The sequence below is a fragment of the Nonomuraea terrae genome (assembly GCF_004348995.1).
In the GTDB taxonomy this organism is placed as follows: Bacteria; Actinomycetota; Actinomycetes; order Streptosporangiales; family Streptosporangiaceae; genus Nonomuraea; species Nonomuraea terrae.
On record NZ_SMKQ01000060.1, the window covers coordinates 22,345 to 42,463 of the forward strand.

Annotated in this window: 19 protein-coding genes; 9 read left to right on the forward strand and 10 right to left on the reverse strand. The window is 72.4% G+C overall.

Annotation, left to right across the window (positions count from 1 at the left end; translation table 11 throughout):
* Positions 1-8: 8 nt before the first annotated feature.
* From E1286_RS20655 to E1286_RS20675, 5 genes are read right to left on the reverse strand one after another with little or no spacing between them, the layout of a single operon-like run.
* Positions 9-1,010, reverse strand: a complete 1,002-nt coding sequence (locus E1286_RS20655) for a proline racemase family protein (RefSeq protein ID WP_132614933.1) — start codon at positions 1,008-1,010, stop codon at positions 9-11.
* Entirely contained in the window at positions 1,007-1,933 is a 927-nt protein-coding gene (locus tag E1286_RS20660; protein ID WP_246075007.1) for a dihydrodipicolinate synthase family protein, read from the reverse strand. Before E1286_RS20660 ends, E1286_RS20655 begins: the two co-directional genes overlap by 4 nt.
* Positions 1,917-3,296: an FAD/NAD(P)-dependent oxidoreductase gene (locus E1286_RS20665; protein ID WP_132614935.1), complete on the reverse strand. Its 1,380-nt coding sequence runs from the start codon at positions 3,294-3,296 to the stop codon at positions 1,917-1,919. The genes E1286_RS20660 and E1286_RS20665 overlap by 17 nt, the downstream gene beginning before the upstream one ends.
* Complete coding sequence (locus tag E1286_RS20670) at positions 3,293-3,535, reverse strand: (2Fe-2S)-binding protein (protein WP_132614937.1); 243 nt, start codon at positions 3,533-3,535, stop codon at positions 3,293-3,295. The genes E1286_RS20665 and E1286_RS20670 overlap by 4 nt, the downstream gene beginning before the upstream one ends.
* Positions 3,532-4,674 (reverse strand): NAD(P)/FAD-dependent oxidoreductase, encoded by a 1,143-nt coding sequence (locus tag E1286_RS20675; protein WP_132614939.1) that lies wholly within the window; start codon positions 4,672-4,674, stop codon positions 3,532-3,534. Before E1286_RS20675 ends, E1286_RS20670 begins: the two co-directional genes overlap by 4 nt.
* A 96-nt stretch (positions 4,675-4,770) precedes the next feature.
* Here E1286_RS20675 and E1286_RS20680 point away from each other — a divergent pair, with 96 nt between their 5' ends.
* On the forward strand, positions 4,771-5,757 hold the full coding sequence (locus E1286_RS20680) for a COX15/CtaA family protein (RefSeq protein WP_132614941.1): 987 nt from the start codon (positions 4,771-4,773) through the stop codon (positions 5,755-5,757).
* A 62-nt stretch (positions 5,758-5,819) separates the two neighbouring features.
* Positions 5,820-6,512, forward strand: a complete 693-nt coding sequence (locus tag E1286_RS20685; protein WP_132614943.1) for a SanA/YdcF family protein — start codon at positions 5,820-5,822, stop codon at positions 6,510-6,512.
* 41 nt (positions 6,513-6,553) lie between these two features.
* Here the strand turns inward: E1286_RS20685 and E1286_RS20690 are convergent, their stop codons facing one another.
* Positions 6,554-7,747 carry a PrsW family intramembrane metalloprotease gene (locus E1286_RS20690; RefSeq protein WP_132614945.1) on the reverse strand — a complete coding sequence of 398 codons (1,194 nt, stop codon included), beginning with the start codon at positions 7,745-7,747 and terminating at the stop codon, positions 6,554-6,556.
* Positions 7,748-7,854: 107 nt separating this feature from the next.
* Positions 7,855-8,799: a heme o synthase gene (locus E1286_RS20695; RefSeq protein ID WP_132614947.1), complete on the reverse strand. Its 945-nt coding sequence runs from the start codon at positions 8,797-8,799 to the stop codon at positions 7,855-7,857.
* A gap of 228 nt (positions 8,800-9,027) precedes the next feature.
* On the opposite strand from E1286_RS20695, the gene tkt reads away from it, so the two are divergent.
* The 6 genes from tkt to pgl all read left to right on the forward strand — a co-directional run bounded on the left by tkt (position 9,028) and on the right by pgl (position 17,172).
* The gene (tkt, locus tag E1286_RS20700; protein WP_132614949.1) at positions 9,028-11,163 is read left to right on the forward strand and encodes a transketolase; all 2,136 of its coding nucleotides are present in this window, start codon (positions 9,028-9,030) and stop codon (positions 11,161-11,163) included.
* A 7-nt stretch (positions 11,164-11,170) separates the two neighbouring features.
* Entirely contained in the window at positions 11,171-12,262 is a 1,092-nt protein-coding gene (gene tal / locus E1286_RS20705; RefSeq protein WP_132614951.1) for a transaldolase, read from the forward strand.
* Positions 12,262-13,875, forward strand: coding sequence for a glucose-6-phosphate isomerase (locus E1286_RS20710; RefSeq protein WP_132614975.1), 1,614 nt, complete (start codon positions 12,262-12,264; stop codon positions 13,873-13,875). The genes tal and E1286_RS20710 overlap by 1 nt, the downstream gene beginning before the upstream one ends.
* A gap of 151 nt (positions 13,876-14,026) precedes the next feature.
* The gene (zwf, locus tag E1286_RS20715; protein WP_425464766.1) at positions 14,027-15,481 is read left to right on the forward strand and encodes a glucose-6-phosphate dehydrogenase; all 1,455 of its coding nucleotides are present in this window, start codon (positions 14,027-14,029) and stop codon (positions 15,479-15,481) included.
* Positions 15,482-16,396, forward strand: a complete 915-nt coding sequence (gene opcA, locus E1286_RS20720; RefSeq protein WP_132614953.1) for a glucose-6-phosphate dehydrogenase assembly protein OpcA — start codon at positions 15,482-15,484, stop codon at positions 16,394-16,396.
* Between the two features lie 2 nt (positions 16,397-16,398).
* Positions 16,399-17,172, forward strand: coding sequence for a 6-phosphogluconolactonase (gene pgl, locus E1286_RS20725; RefSeq protein ID WP_132614955.1), 774 nt, complete (start codon positions 16,399-16,401; stop codon positions 17,170-17,172).
* Between the two features lie 70 nt (positions 17,173-17,242).
* On the opposite strand, the gene E1286_RS20730 is transcribed toward pgl, so the two are convergent.
* Together E1286_RS20730 and add are read right to left on the reverse strand one after the other, a co-directional pair.
* On the reverse strand, positions 17,243-17,539 hold the full coding sequence (locus E1286_RS20730) for a hypothetical protein (protein ID WP_132614957.1): 297 nt from the start codon (positions 17,537-17,539) through the stop codon (positions 17,243-17,245).
* Positions 17,540-17,593: 54 nt separating this feature from the next.
* Positions 17,594-18,616 (reverse strand): adenosine deaminase, encoded by a 1,023-nt coding sequence (gene add, locus E1286_RS20735; protein WP_132614959.1) that lies wholly within the window; start codon positions 18,614-18,616, stop codon positions 17,594-17,596.
* A gap of 101 nt (positions 18,617-18,717) precedes the next feature.
* Between add and E1286_RS20740 the strand changes: the two genes are divergently transcribed.
* On the forward strand, positions 18,718-19,464 hold the full coding sequence (locus tag E1286_RS20740) for a class I SAM-dependent methyltransferase (RefSeq protein ID WP_223190162.1): 747 nt from the start codon (positions 18,718-18,720) through the stop codon (positions 19,462-19,464).
* 244 nt (positions 19,465-19,708) lie between these two features.
* On the opposite strand, the gene E1286_RS20745 is transcribed toward E1286_RS20740, so the two are convergent.
* Positions 19,709-20,119 (reverse strand): hypothetical protein (locus tag E1286_RS20745; protein WP_425464765.1); only part of this gene is annotated, 411 nt, incomplete at its 5' end.

The window sequence follows — 20,119 nt, forward strand, 5'->3', positions numbered from 1 at the left end:
ACGCTCGCTCACAGCTCGAACCCCGCCGGGAACGGGTCGCGGGGGTCGAGGAAATACTGGGCGGTGCCGGTGACCCAGGCCCGCCCGTTGATCGACGGCAGGACCGCGGTGCCGCCGCCCACGGTCGTCTCCTCCAGCAGCCGGCCGATGAACCGGGTGCCGATGAACGACTCGTTGACGAAGTCGCGGCCGAGCGGCAGCTCGCCGCGGGCGTGCAGCTGCGCCATGCGGGCGCTGGTGCCGGTGCCGCAGGGCGAGCGGTCGAACCAGCCGGGGTGGATGGCCATGGCGTGCCGCGAGTGGTGGGCGTCGGAGCCGGGGGCGGTGAAGTACACGTGGTGGCAGCCGCGGATGCGGTCGTCCTCGCGGTGCACGGGCTCGTCGGCGGCGTTGATCGCCTCCATGGTCGCCAGGCCGGCCGCGATGATCTCGTTCTTGGCCTTGCGGTCGAACGGCAGGCCGTAGCGGTCGAGGTCGACGACGGCGTAGAAGTTGCCGCCGTAGGCCAGGTCGTACGGGATCTCGCCGAAGCCCGGCACCTTCACGGAGGCGTCCAGCCGGTCGCAGTAGGAGGGCACGTTGCGCAGCGTCACCGACATCGCCTGGCCGTCCTCGACGGCCACGTCGACCTCCACCAGCCCGGCCGGCACCTCCAGGCGCACGGTCGTGATCGGCTCGACGACCTCCACCATGCCGGTCTCGACCAGCACGGTGGCCACGCCGATGGTGCCGTGGCCGCACATCGGCAGCAGCCCGGATACCTCGATGAACAGCACGCCGAAGTCCGCGTCGGGCCGGGTGGGCGGCTGCAGGATGGCCCCGCTCATGGCCGAGTGGCCGCGCGGCTCGGTCATCAGCAGGGTGCGGATGTGGTCGAGGTGGTCGCGGAAGTACACCCGGCGCTCGGCCATGCTGGCGCCGGGGATCACCCCGATGCCGCCGGTGATGACGCGGGTCGGCATGCCCTCGGTGTGGGAGTCGACGGCGTGGAAGACCCGTTTGGTCCTCATCTGAGGCCCTCCGCGAGCGCCTTCTCGGTCGCCGCGCGGATGACGGTGGCCTGCTCGTCGGTCAACGGCTGCCGCGGCTGCCGGCAGGGGCCGCCGTGGCGGCCTGCGAGGTCCATGGACAGCTTGATCGCCTGGACGAACTCGGTCTTGGAGTCCCAGCGCAGCAGCGGGTGCAGGGTCCGGTAGAGCGGCAGCGCGGTCTCCAGGTCGCGGGCGACCGCGGCGCGGTAGAGGGCGACGTTGGAGGCGGGCAGCGCGTTCGGGTAGCCGGCGATCCAGCCGACCGCCCCGGCCACGGCCAGTTCGAGCAGCACGTCGTCGGAGCCGACCAGCAGGTCGAGCCCGGGCGCGAGCTCGGCCAGCTCGTACGCGCGCCGCACGTCGCCGCTGAACTCCTTGATCGCCACGATCAGCCCCTCCTCGTGCAGCTTGGCCAGCAGCGCGGGGGTCAGGTCGACCTTGGTGTCGTAGGGGTTGTTGTAGGCCACGATCGGCACGCCGGCCTTGGCCACCTCGCGGTAGTGGGCGATGACCGCCCGCTCGTCGGCCCGGTAGGCGTTGGGCGGCAGCAGCAGCACCGAGCCGCACCCGGCCTCGCGCGCCTGCTCGGCCCAGCGGCGCGACTCGGCGGCGCCGTACGCACCGACCCCGGCCATCACGTTGTGGCCGCCGACGGCCGCGACGGCGGTCTCGATGACCTTGGCGCGCTCCTCCGGGAGGAGCGCCTGGTACTCGCCGAGCGAGCCGTTGGGCACGACGCCGTCGCAGCCGTTGTCGACCAGCCAGCGGCAGTGCTCGGCGTAGGCGTCGAAGTCGACGGACAGGTCCTCGCGCAGGGGCAGCGCCGTGGCGACCATGACGCCCTGCCAGGGCTTGCTGCGGTGTTCCATCAGGGAGTCCTCCATGTCATTGGGCGGCTTCATCGGGCGAATCTTCTGGGGCGGCCTCGGCGAGGGCGCCGAGGGTGACCGGCTGGGCGACGGGCCTGCGGGGCGGCCGGGGTGCCTCACCGGCCAGGCAGGATACGGCGTAGCCGCAGACGCGGCCCTGGCACCACCCCATGCCGGGGCGGGCCAGCAGCTTGACGGAGCGCGCGTCGGTGGCGCCGAGCTCCAGCGCCTCGCGGACGCGGGCGAGCGGCACCTCCTCGCACCGGCACACCAGCGTGTCGTCGCGCAGCCAGCTCTGCCAGCCGGGCCGCACCGGGTAGGCGCGCTGCAGCGCCTCGCCGAACGCCCGCCACTGCCTGCGCCGCCGCAGGAGCACACCGTCGGGACCGCGGCGGGCGATCGGGCGGGCTTCGCCCACGATGGCGCGGCCCGCGATGCGGCCCTCCACCTCGGCCTGCCGCCAGCCGGCCACACCGGTGGGCTCGCCCGCGGCCCAGACGCCGGGGACGCTGGTGCGCTGGGCGGCGTCGACGCGCAGCACGGGGCTGCCGTCGGGGTCGCCGCGCGTCTCGCAGCCGAGCTGCGTGCCCAGCTCGATCTGCGGCACGAACCCGTAGCCGACGGCGAGCGTGTCGCAGCCGACGATCCGGGTGGACAGAACGTTCCAGTCGGGGTCGAGGCGGGCCACGGTGACGGCCTCCACCTCGCGCTCGCCGTGCGCCGCGATCACCGCGTGACGTGTCCGGTACGGCACGCGGTGGCGGGCCAGCGCGGCGGCGTACGCGGCGGCCTCGCCGGCCTTGCCCAGGGCCAGCAGCGGGTGGCGGGCCAGGCCGAGGCCGCCGTTGGCCTCGTACACGCCGAGCACCGCCGCCCCGGCCCGGGCGAGTCCGGAGGCGACCGGCAGCAGGAACGGCCCGGTGCCGGAGATCACGACGCGCCGGCCGGCGAGCACCCCGCCGCCCTTGAGCAACGCCTGCGCGCCCCCGGCGGTGAGCACCCCGGGCAGGTCCCAGCCGGGGAACGGCAGCGGGCGATCGTGGGCGCCGGTGGCGATCAGCAGCCTGCGCGCCCGCAGCGTCACCGGCCGCTCGCCGGAGGAGTCGCGCGTCAGGGCGTGCACGGTGAGGTCGCCGCCGGGCTCGCGGGAGACGTTCCACACCTGGTGGCGCGTCAGCACGTCGGCCCGCCCGTCGAGCAGGCGGGCCTGCAGCAGGAACCGGTCGAGCCCGGGCTCCCGCTCCGGGACGGCCGCGTGCCGGAAGTACTGGCCGCCGAGGCGCGCGCCGGAGTCGAGCAGCGCCACGCGCAGCCCGGCCAGCGCCGCCGTGAGCGCGCCCGCCACCCCGGCGGGCCCGCCGCCGACCACCACGAGATCGTACGGTGCGCCCGTCATGCCGTCGTCACCTCGTCCCCCGGCTCGGCCTCCAGCAGGCAGGCCCGTTCGGGCGGCCGCCCGTTGACCGAGATCAGGCAGTCGAAGCAGACCCCGATCCCGCAGAACAGCCCGCGCGGCCGCCCGCCGAACCGGGTCGTGCGCCAGGACCGCACCCCGGCGGCGTGCAGCGCCGCGCCGATGCTCTGGCCCGGCACGACCGGCACCGGCCGGCCGTCGACGGTGATGTGGAAGGTCACGCGGCCTCCTCGGAGAAGCGGTCGGGGCGGAAGGGACGCAGGTCGAGGTCGGGCCGCTCGCCGGCGAGGAGCTGGGCGAGCAGGTGCCCGGTCGCCGGCGCGAGCCCGATGCCCGCGCCCTCGTGCCCGCACGCGTGGTAGAGCCCCGGCACGCGCGGGTCGGCGCCGATGACGGGCAGGTGGTCGGGGCAGTACGGCCGGAAGCCGCAGTAGGAGCGGATGGCGCGCACCTCGCGCAGCGCGGGGAAGAGCGCGACGGCCTGCTCGGCCAGCCGCGCCAGCACCGGCACCGACGTCGTGCGGTCGAAGCCGACCCGCTCCCTGCTGGCCCCGATGAGCACGGTGCCGGCGGGCGTGCCCTCGACGACGGCCGAGGTCTCCAGGCCGGCGGAGTCGCTGGCGACGTTCGTCACGTAGGCGGCGGTGTAGACCTTGTGCCGGATGAGCGGCTCGCGCAGGGGCTCGGTGACGAGGATGAAGCCGCGCCTGGGCAGGATCGGCAGCTCGACGCCGGCCAGCGCGGCGATCTCACCGCCCCACGTGCCGGCCGCGTTGACCACGGCGTCGCCGAGCACGTCGCCCTGGGAGGTGCGCACGCCCGTCACGCGGCCGCCCGAGCGCAGGACGCCGGTCACGGTGACACCGAGCCGCAGCCGCAGCGTGCCGCGGCCGAAGCTCTCGGCGCCGTGGCGCAGCAGGCTCGCGGCGGCCAGCATGGGCTGGACCTGCGCGTCCTGCGGGTAGTAGACGCCGCCGGCCAGCCCTTCGGCCAGGTGCGGCTCGTAGTCGCGCAGCTCGGCGCCGCTCACCATGGCGTGCTCGACGCCCTGCTTGCCCGCCAGCTCGGTGAGCCGGCGCTGGATCTCGTCGGTCTCGGCGACCACGAGGCCGCCCTTGGGCTCGAACTCGAACCCGCCGTGCTCGGCCAGCGCCCGCCACAGCCCGTTGGAGAGCATGGCGAGCTCCAGCTCCGGCCCGGGCTCCTTGTCGGACACCAGGACGTTGCCCTCGCCCGAACCCGTGGTGCCGCCGGCCACCGGCCCCCGGTCGACCACGGTCACGTCGAGGCCCGCGCGCGCGGCGTAGTAGGCACAGGCTGCCCCCACGACTCCGGCGCCGACCACGATCACGTCGGACATCGTCACCTCCCTTCGGTAATATGTCACATACTTATACGCTTGAGAAGCCCGTTCCCGGTGGCGGGACCGGGCACTACGGCCCGTACCATCGATGCCGTGAAGCTACCCTCGGACTCTGTCAACCCTCTCGTGCGCCTCCTGCGGTCGTTGTGGGCGCCCACGACGCGGTCGATGCGTGGCTGGGCGATGGCGTCCGTGGTCGTCAACGCGGGCATCGCCGTGACCGGCGCCGGTGTCCGTGTCACCGGTTCCGGCCTCGGCTGCCCGACCTGGCCGAGGTGCACGCCGGACAGCTTCATCCCGGTCGCGCACCCCGAAGTCTCAATGATCAACATGGCGGTCGAGTTCGGCAACCGGCTGCTGACGTTCCTGGTGCTGGCCGTGGGCGCCGCCTGTGTGATCGCCGCACTCCGGCTCGCGCCGCGCCGGCGCTCGCTGCTGAGGCTGGCCTGGCTGCAGCCCGCGGGCATCGTGCTGCAGGCGCTGTGGGGCGGGGTGGTGGTCAACACGCTGCTCAACCCGTTCACGGTCGGCATGCACTTCGTCTTCTCGGTCGGGCTGATCTCCGCCTGCTGGCTGCTCTACGTCCGGGCGGGCGAGGGCGACGGCCCCCTGCGGCGGGTGGTCCACCGCGACGTCCGCAGGCTCGGCCACGTGCTGGTCGCCGCGACGTTCGCGCTGGTGGTGGCGGGCGTGGTGGTCAGCGGCACGGGGCCGCACTCCGGCGACGAGATGGCCTCGCGCTTCGACCTCGACATCGAGGCGATGGCCCGGCTGCACGCCGACGTCGCCTACCTCGTGGTGGGCCTGACGTTCGCGCTGCTGTTCGCGCTGCACGTCAGCGGCGCGCCGCGGGCGGCCAGGAGAGCGGCCGGTGCGGCGCTGGCGGTCGAGCTGGCCCAGGGCGTGATCGGCTACACGCAGTGGTTCCTGGCCGTGCCGGCCATGCTGGTCCTGCTCCACGTCCTCGGCTCCACGCTGGTCTGGATCTCCGTGCTGCGGGCCACGACCTCGCTGCGCACGCGCGAGCCCGAGCCCCTCCCCGCCGACCACTCCCCCACCGAAGCAGCCGCCGTCGCCTGAGCGGATATGCCAGGGTATGTGGCGATAGATCCGCCACTCCCCCGGCCCGGAAGGGGTGCGATTTGCGAGGAAAAGTCCGCCCCTCTCGGAAGGCGCTGCGCCGCGCGTACCAGGGGCTGGTGCTGCTCAGCGTGCTGGCCCTGGCGCCCATGACGTGGGCCTGGCTGGGCAGCTCGGCGCACCGGGTGACGGCCGAGGGCGCGGGGTGGCTCGCGCGGGTGCCCGAGGCACAGGCCGCGCTCGTGCTCGGAGCCGGCCTGTACGCCGGCCGCCCCACCCCCATGCTGGCCGGCAGGCTCGACATCGCCGCCGACCTCTACCACGCCGGCAAGGTGCGGGCGCTGCTGCTGTCGGGCGACAACAGCCGCCCGGACTACGACGAGCCGACCGCCATGCGCGACTACCTGCGCGCCAAGGGCGTGCCCGACGCGGTGATGGTGCTCGACTACGCGGGCTTCGACACCTGGGACTCGTGCGTACGGGCGCGCGAGGTGTTCGGGGCCGAGCGGGTGACCGTGGTGACCCAGGAGTTCCACCTGCCCAGGGCCGTGACGCTGTGCCGGACGGCCGGGCTGGCGGCGTTCGGGGCCGGTGACGACTCCGCACGCCGCTGGGCCGCCACGACGTACGCCTACGCCGCCCGGGAGTTGCTCGCCACCGGAAAGGCGTTCGCCGACGCGGTGGTCCTCAGGTCGGACCCGGTCTTCCCAGGGCCGCGCGAGGTCTCGCTCTCCCGGATCCTCGCCCAGCGCTAGAGACCGGCGCTTGAGACCGGCGCTAGAGACCGGCGCTGAGGTCAGCCGGGAGCGCCGGGCGCGTAGCCGGGCGGGGGTGAGCCCCTGGCCACCGAGCGGGCGTGCGGGCTGGGCACCGGGAAGTCGGCGCGGGCCGTGCTCATGCACTCCAGCAGGGCCCGCTGCTCCTCGTGGAAGGTGTGCTCGTCCACCATGTGACGGGCCGCGCGCTCGTGCAGCAGGCCGAGCTCGGTGGCGGCCAGCTGGTAGTCGCGCATCGCGCGCAGGCCCCGCTTGCCGCCGTGGGCCCTGGCCCACTGGCGGGCCTGGCGGCGCCGGGCGAAGGCCGACAACATATAGATGTCGGCCTCGGTGACCAGCTTCGTCGGCTCGTACGGCGGCAGGTAGCGCTGGATGAGCGCCACGATGCGCCGCCGGTCGCGGAAGACCACGCCGACAAGCACGACCAGCACCACCAGCAGCGCCAGGTAGGCCACCACGAGCCCGGGGAAGCCGCCGTAGGAGGCCAGGCCGTTCCACAGTCCGTGCAGGATCATCGCCCCCGACCAGCCCGCCAGCACGTACGGCACCCGGTCGGAGCCGCCGCGCCGGGCCGCGTACGCGACGCCGACCCCGATCATGGAGCTGAACAGCGGGTGCGCCAGCGGCGACAGGATGCCGCGCAGCACCACGGTGACCGCCAGGCCCTTGACGCCCGAGGTGGACAGGGCCGCGATGTAGTAGCTGACGTTCTCACTCATGGCGAAGCCGAGGCCGACCATGCTGGCGTAGATGACGCCGTCGGTCGGCCCGTCGAGCTCGGCCCGCCGGAACCTGAGCAGGCCCAGCAGCACCAGGCCCTTCATCGTCTCCTCCACCACGGGCGCGCCGAAGGTGGCCGCGATGTTGCGGGCACTGGCCTCCGACAGCTTGGCGGTGTCGATGATGTAGTGCAGGTTGAGCGAGTTGATCACACCGGCGACGAGCACGGCGACGCCCGCGCCCCACGCGAAGGCGAAGATCAGGTTGCTGCGCGGCTCGGGCTCCAGGCGGTCGAGCGCCAGCACCAGGGCCAGCAGCAACGGCACCGGCGCCAGCGCCAGCATGAGCGCGATGAAGAACTGCACCGGAGCGCCGTTGACGAACACGTCGAAGGAGAACGAGACAAGCGCGCAGATGCCGGTGAGGACCAGCCCGGTGATCAACGCGAACGAGGGGCGGTCCTTCAACACCCAGCGTGGATCACGGGTCGCCATAGGGTGACTTTAACGGATCAGGGTGGCGGAACGCCGACCAGGCGGACACCAGGCGGACACCCTACAGCTACCGGGCGGACACACGGGCGACCACATAAGGCGGCAGGTCAGGACAGCAGCGGGTCGATGGCCACGGCCAGGAACAGCAGCGCGAGGTAGGCGTTGGACCAGTGGAAGAAGCGCATGGGCCGCAGGTCGACGCCGCTCTTGCCGGCGTTGAGCCGGGCCAGCAGGCGGTGGACCTCCCACAGGCACATCGCGCCCAGCACGGCGGCCACGACGGGATAGAACAGTGTCGTGCCGGCCACCGGCCACAGTGCCAGCGAGCAGAGCACGGTGGCCCAGGTGTAGGCGATCGACTCCAGGACGACCCGCCGCTCGGTGGCCACGACGGGCAACATCGGCACCTTGGCCGCCGCGTAGTCCTCCTTGTAGCGCATGGCGAGGGTCCAGGTGTGCGGCGGCGTCCAGAAGAACACCACGCCGAAGAGCACCAGCGGCGCCCAGTCGAGCCGCTCGGTGATGCCCGCCCAGCCGATCATCACCGGCATGCAGCCCGCGATGCCGCCCCACACGATGTTCTGGGCCGTGCGCCGCTTGAGGATCATCGAGTAGACGAGCACGTAGAACAGGATCGCGCCGGCCGACAGCAGCGCCGCGAGCCAGTTGGTGGTGACCCAGAGCCCAACGGTGGACAAAATCCCGAGCACGATGCCGAAGACCAGCGCGCCGCGCGGGGAGACCTGGTGGCGGGCCAGCGGCCGGCGCCGGGTGCGGCGCATCTTCTGGTCGATGTCGCGGTCGACGTAACAGTTGAGGGCGTTGGCGCTGCCGGCCGACAGGGTGCCGAAGACCATGACGGCGAGAGACGTCCACAGCGGGGGCAGGCCGCCGGCCGCGAGGAACATCACCGGCAGCGTCGTGATCAGCAGCAGCTCGATGATCCGAGGCTTGGTGAGCGCGATGTAGGCCTTCACGACCGTGCCGATCGTGCGCGGCGGCCCCGTCTGCGGTGAGGGGGCCGTCGCCTGCCTGTTGGTCAGCACCGTCAAGGCGCTTCCAGCCTGTGCGGAGTCAACGCGTAACCTCTGATTAGAGCGGATCCATGGGTGGGCGCCGTGACGCCTCTGCGAACAAACAAACTGTAGTCGCAGGGGCGGCCGGTCCGGCCAATGGGGGGCTTGAGCCCCCATGGAGACGCGTGGGTGGGATGGGAATCGCCGGAAGGCTCCACTCGGTTAAGGTCCCGTGTGGGCGGGATAGCCAACCGGTACATACCAATGACAACTAGACTCCGGAGATCGAGCTTGAGCACCGAACTCGTGCCAGCCCTTGAATGGACCGACCTCGACAAGAAGGCGGTCGACGTCGTTCGAGCACTGGCGATGGACGCAGTGGAGAAGGCGGGCTCGGGTCACCCCGGCACCGCGATGAGCCTGGCTCCCGCCGCATACCTGCTCTTCCAGCGTGTGATGCGCCACGACCCGACCGACCCCGGCTGGCTGGGGCGCGACCGGTTCGTGCTGTCGTGCGGCCACACCAGCCTGACCCTGTACCTCCAGCTCTACCTGTCCGGCTACGGCCTGACCCTCGACGACCTGCGGCGGCTGCGCCAGTGGGACAGCCTCACGCCCGGTCACCCCGAGCACGGCCACACCGCCGGCGTCGAGACCACGACGGGCCCGCTCGGCCAAGGTCTCGGCAACGCGGTCGGCATGGCCATGGCGGCCCGCCGCGAGCGCGGCCTGTTCGACCCCGACGCCGCGCCCGGCGCCTCGCCGTTCGACCACCACATCTGGTGCTTCGTCAGCGACGGCGACATCGAGGAGGGCATCAGCCACGAGGCCAGCGCCCTCGCCGGTCACCAGAAGCTGGGCAACCTCGTCGTCATCTACGACGACAACCACATCTCCATCGAGGACGACACCCTGATCGCCAAGTCGGAGGACGTCGTCGCCCGCTACGAGGCCTACGGCTGGCACACCCAGAGCGTCGACTGGACCGCCACCGGCGAGTACGCCGAAGACGTCCAGGCCCTCTACGACGCGCTGATGGCGGCCAAGTCCGAGACCGACCGGCCGTCGTTCATCCGGCTGCGCACGATCATCGGCTGGCCCGCGCCCAACAAGCAGAACACCGGAAAGATCCACGGGTCGGCCCTGGGCGAGGCGGAGGTCGCCGCCACCAAGGAAGTCCTCGGCATGGACCCGAGCAAGACCTTCCACGTGCCGGACGAGGTGCTCAAGCACGCCCGCGGCATCGCCCAGCGCGGCCGCACCCTGCACGCCGAATGGGAGAAGGGCTACGCCGAGTGGCGCACGGCCAACGCCGAGCGCGCCGACGAGCTCGACCGCATCTCCCACCGCGTGCTGCCCAACGGCTGGGCCAAGGCGCTGCCGTCGTTCGAGACCGGCACCTCGATGGCCACCCGCAAGGCCTCCGGCGAGGTGCTCAGCGCCCTCGCGCCGGTGCTGCCCGAGCTGTGGGGCGGCTCGGCCGACCTGGCGGAGTCCAACAACACCACGATGAAGGGCGAGCCGTCGTTCATCCCGGAGGAGTACCAGACGAAGGACTTCCCGGGTAACCGCTACGGCCGCACCCTGCACTTCGGCATCCGCGAGCACGCCATGGGCGCCATCCTGAACGGCATCGCCCTGCACGGCGGCACCCGCCCGTACGGCGGCACGTTCCTGGTCTTCTCCGACTACATGCGCCCGTCGGTGCGGCTGGCCGCGCTCATGAAGCTGCCGGTCACGTACGTGTGGACGCACGACTCCATCGGCCTCGGCGAGGACGGCCCCACTCACCAGCCGATCGAGCACCTGTGGGCGCTGCGCGCGATCCCCGGCCTCGACGTGGTGCGCCCGGCCGACGCCAACGAGACGGCGTACGCGTGGAGGGCCGTGCTGGAGCACACCGACCGGCCGGCCGCGCTGGCGCTGACCCGGCAGAACCTCCCCGTCTACGAGGGCACCAGCGCCGACGGCGTGGCCCGCGGCGGCTACGTGCTGCGCGAGGCGTCCGACGGCCAGCCGCGGGTGATCCTCATCGCCACGGGCAGCGAGGTGCAGATCGCGGTCGAGGGCCGCGAGCTGCTGGAGGCGCAGGGCATCCCGACGCGAGTGGTGTCGATGCCGTGTGTCGAGTGGTTCAACGGGCAGGAATCGGCATATAAGCAGACGGTTCTGCCCTCGTCGATCCGGGCTCGGGTGGCGGTCGAGGCGGGCGTCGCACTCGGCTGGCACCAGTACGTCGGCGAGTGCGGCGAAGTGGTCAGCCTCGAACACTTCGGTGCCTCGGCCCCGTACAGGACGTTGTACGAGCAGTTCGGGCTGACGCCGGAGAGGGTGGCGGCGGCGGCCAAGGCGAGCCTGGCCAAGCTGGGCCAGGACAAGGGCGAGACGACGGGAAACTGAAGAAGAGATGAGCGAGATCCTCAAGAAGCTGTCCGGCCAGGGCGTTGCCATCTGGCTCGATGACATCAGCCGTGAGCGCCTGCGCAGCGGCAACCTCGAACAGCTGATCCGCGAGAAGAACGTCGTCGGAGTCACCTCCAACCCGACGATCTTCGCCAGCGCTCTCAGCAAGGGCGACGCGTACGACGCCCAGCTCCACGACCTGGCCGTACGCGGCGTCGACGTGGGCGAGGCCGTGCGTTCCATCACCACCTACGACATCCGCTGGGCCGCCGACGTGCTGCGCCCGGTCTACGACGCCACCGGCGGCGTGGACGGCCGCGTGTCGCTGGAGGTCGACCCGCGCCTGGCCCGTGACAGCGAGAAGACGATCGCCGAGGCCAGGGCGCTGTGGTGGCTGGTCGACCGGCCCAACCTGTTCATCAAGATCCCGGCCACGGTGGAGGGCCTGCCCGCGATCACGCAGGCGCTGTCGGAGGGCATCAGCGTCAACGTCACGCTGATCTTCTCCCTCGAGCGCTACCGCGCGGTCATGGACGCCTGGCTGGCCGGCCTGGAGGCCGCGCAGGCCAAGGGACTCAACCTGGCCACGATCGAGTCGGTGGCCTCGTTCTTCGTCAGCCGCGTCGACACCGAGATCGACAAGCGGCTCGACAAGCTGGGCAGGGCCGACCTGAAGGGCAAGGCGGGCGTGGCCAACGCGCGCCTGGCGTACGCGGCGTTCGAGGACGTGATGAACTCCGAGCGCTGGCAGCGCCTGCGCTCGGCGGGCGCCCGTCCGCAGCGGCCGCTGTGGGCCTCGACCGGCGTGAAGAACCCGGAGTACCCCGACACCCTCTACGTCGACCAGCTCGTGGCGCCCGGCACCGTCAACACGATGCCGGAGAAGACGCTCGACGCGACCGGCGACCACGCCAACGTCACGGGTGACACCATCCGCCCCTTCTACGAGCAGGCCTGGAACACCATGGCCGCGCTCAAGGAGGCCGGCATCGACTACGACGACGTGGTCAAGGTGCTGGAGGACGAGGGCGTGGAGAAGTTCGAGGCGTCCTGGAACGAGCTGCTCGAGAGCGTCACCAAGAACCTGGTTCCGTGATGGAGGTCTCCTACCGCGAGGAGGAGGTGGCCTCCGCCGCCTCCTCCGTCGCGGGGCGTCTCACCGCCCACGGCGTGCCCGCGCGGCTCGCCGGGGGCGACCCCACGCTGTGGGGCGAGGACGCCGAGGCGGAGGCGGCGGCCGGCCTCGGCTGGCTGGCGCTGCCCCGCTCCTCCCGCGAGTTGCTGCCCGAGCTGGGCCGGCTCGCGGGTCGCACCCGCGCCGCGGGCCTGACGAACGTCGTACTGGCCGGGATGGGCGGCTCCGCGCTGGCCGCCGAGGTCATCTGCGACACCTGCGACGTGCCGCTCACCGTGCTCGACACCACCGACCCGGCGCAGGTCCGCCGGGCCTTGGCCGAGCAACTGGACAACACCGTCGTGGTGGTGGCGAGCAAGAGCGGCACCACCGTCGAGACCGACGCCCTGCTGCGCGTCTACGAGGCCGCCTTCGCCGAGGCCGGCATCGACCCGGCCGGGCGCTTCGTGGTGGTCACCGACCCGGGATCGCCGCTGGAGAAGCGGGCCGTCGAGGCCGGCTACGCCCTCGTCACCGCCCGGCCCGACGTGGGCGGCCGCTACGCGGCGCTGTCGGCGTACGGGCTGGTGCCGGCCGCGCTGGCGGGCGCCGACGTGGAGCGCCTGCTCGACGAGGCCGGGCAGGTGCTGCCGCTGCTGTCGCGTGACACCGGCAACCCCGGCCTCGACCTGGGCGCCGCGCTCGGCGGCGCGGCGCTGGCCGGTCGCGACAAGCTCGTGCTCGAGGACCAGCTCTCGGCCATCAACGGGCTGCCCGGCTGGATCGAGCAGCTCGTCGCCGAGTCCACCGGCAAGCAGGGCAGGGGCATCCTGCCCGTCGTCGCCGCCGACCCCAACGGGACCGGTGACGAGCTGGTCGTCGCGATCGAGTCCGACGTCGGCGACGTGCGCGTGGACGGCCCGCTGGGCGCGCAGTTCCTCGTCTGGGAATACGCGACCGCGATCGCCGCGCTGCTGCTGGAGGTCAACCCCTTCGATCAGCCCGAGGTGGCCGAGTCGAAGGCGAACACCACCGAGCTGCTGACCCTGCCCGACCTGCCGGCCGGCGCTCCGGCGTTCACCGACGGGCCGGTCGAGGTGTACGGCGCGGTGCGGGCCACCGACCTGCCGGGGCTGTTCGCCGAGGTGCTGCACGCCATCCCCCGCGACGGCTACCTGGCGGTCATGGCCTACCTCGACCGGCTGGCCGCTTTCGACGCGCCGGTGCCCGACGGCGCCGACTTCGAGCACATGACCGACGCCTGGATGATGGCCGACGCCGCGACGCTGCGGGCGCTGCTCGCGCTGCGCACCGACCGGCCGGTCACGTTCGGGTGGGCGCCCCGGTTCCTGCACGCGACCGGGCAGTACCACAAGAGCGGGCCGCAGAACGGCGTGTTCCTGCAGATCACGGGGGAAGTGGCCGAGGACGTCGCGGTCCCCGGGCGGCCGTACACGTTGGGCCGGCTGCAGCTGGCCCAGGCGCTCGGCGACCTGGGGGCGCTGGAAACGCGCGGGCGTCCGGCCGTACGCCTGCATTTGACCGACCGCGCGGCGGGAGTCGCGCGTTTGCTCGAAGCCGTACAGGAGGCTTGAGATGACTGACGACCCGGCAGCTCCCGTGGAGGAGGCCGTCACCGTGGCGGCCGCCGTCGCGGGCACCGCCACCACGCTGGAGGTGGAAGCCGCGAACCCGCTGCGCGATCCGCGCGACAAGCGGCTGCCCCGGGTGGCGGGTCCATGTGTGATGGTGTTGTTCGGCGTGACGGGTGACCTGGCCAAGCGCAAGCTGTTGCCGGCGATCTACGACCTGGGGAACCGGGGGCTGCTGCCACCGGGCTTCTCGCTGGTCGGCTTCGCCCGGCGCGATTGGAAGGACCAGGACTTCGCCCAGTTGACGTACGACGCTGTCAAGGCTCATGCCCGTACGCCCTTCCGCGAAGAGGTCTGGAAGCAGATCCGCGAGGGCATTCATTTCGTCCCCGGCGAGTTCTCCGACGACGGGGCGTTCGACGCGCTGGCGATGGCGTTGAGCGAGATCGACGAGACCCGGGGCACGGGCGGAAACTACGCGTTCTACCTGTCCGTGCCGCCGAAGTTCTTCCCCATGGTGGTCAACCAGCTCAAGCGCACCGGGCTGGCCGACGCGCCCGAGGGTTCGTGGCGGCGGGTGGTCATCGAGAAGCCGTTCGGGCACGACCTGCGGTCGGCCCACGAGCTGAACGAGATCACCACCTCGGCCTTCCCGGAGAGCTCGATCTTCCGGATCGACCACTACCTGGGCAAGGAGACCGTCCAGAACATCATGGCGCTGAGGTTCGCCAACAACCTCTACGAGCCGATCTGGAACCGCGGGTTCGTCGACCACGTGCAGATCACGATGGCCGAGGACATCGGCATCGGTGGCCGGGCCGGTTACTACGACGGCATCGGCGCCGCCCGCGACGTGATCCAGAACCACCTGCTGCAGCTGCTCGCGCTGGTCGCGATGGAGGACCCGACCTCGTTCGAGGCCTCCGCGCTGCGCCGCGAGAAGGAGAAGGTGCTCAAGGCGGTGCGGCTGCCCGAAACCCTGGCGCTCAACACGGCCCGCGGGCAGTACGCGGCGGGCTGGCAGGGCGGCGAGAAGGTCGTCGGCTACCTGCAGGAGGAGGGCATCTCGCGCGAGTCCACCACCGAGACGTACGCGGCCATCAAGCTGGAGATCGCCAACCGGCGGTGGGCAGGGGTGCCGTTCTACCTGCGCACGGGCAAGCGCCTGGGCCGCCGGGTCACCGAGGTGGCCGTGGTGTTCCAGCGGGCGCCGCACCTGCCCTTCAGCAAGGACGACACCGAGATCCTGGGCCAGAACGCGCTCGTGATCCGCGTCCAGCCGGACGAAGGCATCACCGTGCGCTTCGGCTCGAAGGTGCCGGGGACCGCCATGGAGGTGCGCGACGTGTCCATGGACTTCGCCTACGGCGAGTCGTTCCTGGAGTCGTCGCCGGAGGCGTACGAGCGGCTGCTGCTCGACGTGATGATCGGCGATCCGCCGCTCTTCCCGCACCAGCGGGAGGTGGAGCTGTCGTGGAAGATCCTCGACCCGATCGAGGAGTTCTGGGCCACGCAGGGGCAGCCGGAGCCGTACGAGTCGGGCTCGTGGGGGCCGCCGTCGGCCGACGCCATGATGGCCCGCGACGGCCGCGTCTGGAGGAGGCTCTAGATGACCACATTCATGTTGTCGGACACGACGGCCGGCAAGATCTCGGCGCAGCTCATGCACCTGCGCCACCAGATGGGCGCGCCGGCCATCGGCATGGTGCTGACGCTGGTCGTGGTGTGCGAGGAGCGCGACCAGTACGACTCGCTGCGCGCCGCCACCGAGGCGGCCCGCGAGCACCCCTCGCGCATCATCGTGGTCATCAACCGCGAGCCGGACGAGCCCATCCGGCTCGACGCCGAGCTGCGCATCGGTGAGTCGACGCCCGGTGAGGTCGTGGTGCTGCGCCTGTACGGCGAGCTGACCCAGCACGCCGACTCCGTCGTCAGCCCGCTGCTGCTGCCCGACACGCCCGTGGTGGCGTGGTGGCCGGGCAAGGCGCCCGAGGTGCCGTCCAAGGACGCCGTCGGGGCGCTGGCGCAGCGGCGCATCACCGACGCCAAGGGGTTCGACGACGGCGGCGTCCGGTCCCTGGTGACGCGGGCCAAGGGCTACGCGCGCGGCGACACCGACCTGGCCTGGGCCAGGCTGACGCCGTGGCGCAGCCTGCTGGCCGCCGCGTTCGACCAGCCGGTGGGCCAGGTTCAGGAGGGCGTCGTGGAGGCCGCGAGCGGCCACCCGAGCGCGCCGCTGCTGGCCGCGTGGCTGTCCGAGCGGCTCGGCGCCCCGATCCGGGTGGCCGACACGCAGGGGCCCGGCCTGACCGCCGTGCGGCTGCGGCTGGCCGACGGTGAGCTGTCGGTCTCCCGGCACGACGCCCGTCTGGCCACGCTCTCCCGTCCCGGCCAGCCCGACAGGAACGTCGCCCTGGCGCGGCGGCAGACGTCGGAGCTGGTGGCCGAGGAGATGCGCAGGCTCGACACCGACGAGATCTACGAGGCCGCGGTCAAGCGGTTCGCGAGGACGTACAAGGGATGACCGTGACCACTCCCCACATCGCCGTACACCGCGACGCCGGTGTCCTGGCCGAGGCCGTGGCCGCGCGGATCATCACGCGGCTGGTCGACGTGCAGTCGGCCACGGGGTCGGCGTCGATCGTGCTGACCGGCGGCACGGTCGGCATCGCGACGCTGGCGGCCATCGCGGCGAGCCCGGCGCGCGACGCGGTCGACTGGCGGCGTCTGGACGTCTGGTGGGGCGATGAGCGTTTCGTGCCCGCCGGCGACAAGGAACGCAACGAGACCGGCGCCCGCGACGCGCTGCTCGACCACGTGGACGTGGACCCGGAGCGGGTGCACGTCATGCGCGGCCCCGACTCGGGCATGACGGCCGAGGAGTCCGCCGACGCGTACGCCGCCGAGCTGCGCAAGGCGGCCCGGCCCGAGGACCACGGGCCGGTGCCCGCGTTCGACGTGATGCTGCTCGGCATGGGGCCCGACGCCCACGTGGCCTCGCTGTTCCCCGGCCTGCCCGCGCTGTACGACACCCGTACGGTGGTGGCCGTGCACGGCTCCCCCAAGCCGCCGCCCACGCGCATCTCGCTGACGCTGCCCGCCATCCAGGCCGCGCGCGAGGTGTGGGTGGTGGCCGCCGGGGAGGAGAAGTCGGGCGCGGTCCGGCTGGCCCTGTCGGAGTCCGGCCCCGTCCAGGTGCCGGCGGCGGGGGCCCGCGGCCGCAGCCGCACCCTGTTCCTCCTCGACCGCGCCGCCGCCGCCAAGATCCCCCCGCAACTGGGCCGCCTGGCCTCCCCGTGACCCGTCAGCCGGGCGGCGGCGTCGCGTTCCGGCGAACCGCCGCTCGGCCGCCCCGGCTCTCACGCCGACGTCATCGGCGGAGTCTTGGCAGGCCTTCCGCGGCCTGCCTGCGGACCCTCTTGCTTCTGCCGTGTCCGGCCAGGATGTCCAGCACCATGGCGTCCGGCACGTCTTCGGTGATGCGCCGTTGCAGCCAGTCGGACCAGCCTTCCAGATCGTCCGCGACCTGCTCTGCGGACAGGTCGCCGGAGCGCAGGACATCGACGATCTCGAGCTCGGCCATCCGTCTCAGCGGGTAGGCGCGGCTCTCCTCAGGGAGCCGCTCCACCCAGGCGGTCCTGTCGCCGGGCGCCGTTCGTTCCAGCATGTGGACCGATCGTCAAGCGTGTCGGACAGCGGCGTGCCGGGTGGCGCGGCGCGCTCAGGTCCCCGTGGCGAGGAGGGCGTCGATCTCGGCGAGGAGGGACTGCTTGCGGGGCTCCGGCAGGTACGACGCCCGTACGCCGTTGGCGGCCAGGCGGGCCAGGTCCGCGCGGGCGAGGCCGAAGACCTCGGCGGCCACCCGGTACTCCTCGGCCAGCGTCGTCGCGAACATCGGCGGGTCGTCGCTGTTGAGCGTGACGTACAGGCCCTCCTGAAGCATCCGCGGCAGCGGATGGTCCTCCATCCGGGCGATCTGGCCGGTGCGGAGGTTGGAGGTGGGGCAGACGTCGAGGGGGAGCTGGGTGTCGCGCAGGTGGGCCACCAGGCGGGGGTCGGACAGGCAGGTGATGCCGTGGCCGATGCGCTCGGCGCCGTAGCCCTCGATGACCTCCCAGATCGTCTCTGGCCCGCTCATCTCCCCACCGTGCGGGACGCTGTGCAGGCCCGCCGCGCGGGCCGCCGAGAACGCCGATCGGTACGCGTCCCGATATTTCACACGATCCTGTTCGATACCGCCGATGCCGAAACCTACCAGCGCCGCGGGAGGTTCACGCAGCGCGTGCTCCAGCGTCACCTGGGCGGCCTCCTCGCCGTACTCGCCGGGGATGTCGAAGATGTACGCCATCTCCACCCCGTGCTCGTCCAGCGACCGGCGGGCGGCCACGTCGAGCGCCTCGGTCACCTCGCGCATGGGCATGCCGACGACATGGTGAGCGTACGGCGTGACCTGGAGCTCCGCGTAACGGGCGCCCTGCGGGGCGAGGTCGCGGGCCAGGCCGAGGACGAGCGTCGCCACGTCCTCCGGCTCCCGCACCAGCGCGTTGACCGCCCCGTACACCTGGGCGAAGTGCGGGAAGTCGCGGAAGGTGTAGAAGCGGCGCAGTTCCTCCTCATCGGTGGGGACCTCGCTGCCGGGGTGCCGGCGCGAGAGCTCCAGCACGGTGCCGACCGAGGCCGAACCCACCAGGTGCACGTGCAACTCGACCTTGGGAAGGGCTGCGATGAAGGCGTCGATGGTCATGCCGACGACCATAGAGCCGACATTTCCCCGAAAACCAGGTTTTCGCCGGTAATCTCACGCCAGAATGTCAGGTTCTCCATGGTTCCGCTAGGCTGGCCGCCGTGACCAACGCCGAAGCGTACGACCGCGGCTTCGCCTGTCTCACCTCCCACGCGGTCGGCCCTCTCCTCGCCCCCGCCTGCGAGATCCGCGCCGGGCGCCTGCTCGACGTCGGCTGCGGCACCGGTGTGGTCACGGCGGCCGCCCTGGCGCTGGGCGCCGAGGTCACCGCCGTCGACACCGACCCCGCCATGCTGGCGCTGACCGCCCGCCGCCACCCGTACGCGACCATCCGGCAGGCGACGCTGCCCGAGCTGCCGTTCGAGGACGAGCGGTTCGACGCCGTGGCCGGAAACTTCGTCATCAACCACGTGCCCGACACCGCGAGAACGCTCCAGGAGCTCCGCCGTGTGCTGCGGCCCGGCGGCTCGCTCGCGCTGACCTGGTGGAAGGCCGACGAGATGACGGCCACCGACGTCATCGCCGAGGCCATCGCCGCCGCCGGGGTCCCCTACGACCCTCCGCCGCGCCCGTTCTCCGCCTGCGACACGCCGCCGCGTTTCGCGGCCCTGCTGGAGGAGGCCCGGTTCAGGGACGTGACGATCGACACCCTCAGGTGGCGTCACCGGGTCGACCTCGCGGCCTGGTGGACCGACGTCGTGCAGGCGGGCGGGCGCCGGTTCGGGTTCATCGCCGGCCAGCCGCCCGAGGTCGCCGAGCGCGTCAAGGCTCACTACCTGCGCCTGGCGGCCCCGTACGCGGAGGACGGCTTGCCGGTCTGTGCCCATCTCGCCCGCGCCACCCGCTGACACCTCTCCCCGCGGCGCTCCCACCAGCCCTGCCTGCCTGCCTGCCTGCCAAGCCTCCGTACCAAACCTGCCTGGCTGCCAAGCTTGCTCGCCAAGCTTGCTCGCCAAGCCTCCGTGCCAAGCCTGCTTGTCACGCCTCCGTGCCGGGCCTGCCTGCCAAGCCCTCCGTCTGCTCTCCGAACCGGCCCTCCCTGCCGGACATCCGTCCCGGTATGGCGGGCCGCAGTGGGCGTTCATCGGGGGGCTAGCCGTTCAGGCGGCGGCGTGCGTTGCGTTCCTCGCGCCGCGCGACCTCCAGCCGCTGGGTCACGTCGGCGAGCTTCTTGCGTGCCTTGGCCAGCTTCCGCTCCAGCCGCTCGACCTTCTCCGCGCGCTCGTCGTGCTCCCGCTGCGCCGTCTCCAGCACCTCGAGCCACTCCCGGTGCGCCGCCTCCGCCTCGGCGCGTTCCTTCGCCTTCCTGGCCTCGGCCTCCTCACGCCGCCTGGCTTCCTCCTCCTCGCGCCGCCTGGCCTCGTCAGCGCGGGCCTTCGCACCCCGCCCGGAGTCGGGCCTCTCCGCCTCGGCGCCGCCCGCCTCCGTGTCCCGCCGGGAATCGGCCACCTCCTCCTCGGCAGCGGCCTTACGCCGGGGGGCGGGGCGCTCGCGCGTGATGGG

Excerpts from the sequence above, each read along its gene's own strand:
- E1286_RS20655 (WP_132614933.1), bottom strand. The coding sequence starts at position 1,010 with ATGAGGACCAAACGGGTCTTCCACGCCGTCGACTCCCACACCGAGGGC.
- E1286_RS20660 (WP_246075007.1), bottom strand. The coding sequence starts at position 1,933 with ATGAAGCCGCCCAATGACATGGAGGACTCCCTGATGGAACACCGCAGC.
- E1286_RS20665 (WP_132614935.1), bottom strand. The coding sequence starts at position 3,296 with ATGACGGGCGCACCGTACGATCTCGTGGTGGTCGGCGGCGGGCCCGCC.
- E1286_RS20675 (WP_132614939.1), bottom strand. The coding sequence starts at position 4,674 with ATGTCCGACGTGATCGTGGTCGGCGCCGGAGTCGTGGGGGCAGCCTGT.
- E1286_RS20690 (WP_132614945.1), bottom strand. The coding sequence starts at position 7,747 with ATGGCGACCCGTGATCCACGCTGGGTGTTGAAGGACCGCCCCTCGTTC.
- tkt (WP_132614949.1), top strand. The coding sequence starts at position 9,028 with ATGACAACTAGACTCCGGAGATCGAGCTTGAGCACCGAACTCGTGCCA.
- tal (WP_132614951.1), top strand. The coding sequence starts at position 11,171 with ATGAGCGAGATCCTCAAGAAGCTGTCCGGCCAGGGCGTTGCCATCTGG.
- E1286_RS20710 (WP_132614975.1), top strand. The coding sequence starts at position 12,262 with ATGGAGGTCTCCTACCGCGAGGAGGAGGTGGCCTCCGCCGCCTCCTCC.
- zwf (WP_425464766.1), top strand. The coding sequence starts at position 14,027 with ATGGTGTTGTTCGGCGTGACGGGTGACCTGGCCAAGCGCAAGCTGTTG.
- opcA (WP_132614953.1), top strand. The coding sequence starts at position 15,482 with ATGACCACATTCATGTTGTCGGACACGACGGCCGGCAAGATCTCGGCG.
- E1286_RS20730 (WP_132614957.1), bottom strand. The coding sequence starts at position 17,539 with ATGCTGGAACGAACGGCGCCCGGCGACAGGACCGCCTGGGTGGAGCGG.
- add (WP_132614959.1), bottom strand. The coding sequence starts at position 18,616 with ATGACCATCGACGCCTTCATCGCAGCCCTTCCCAAGGTCGAGTTGCAC.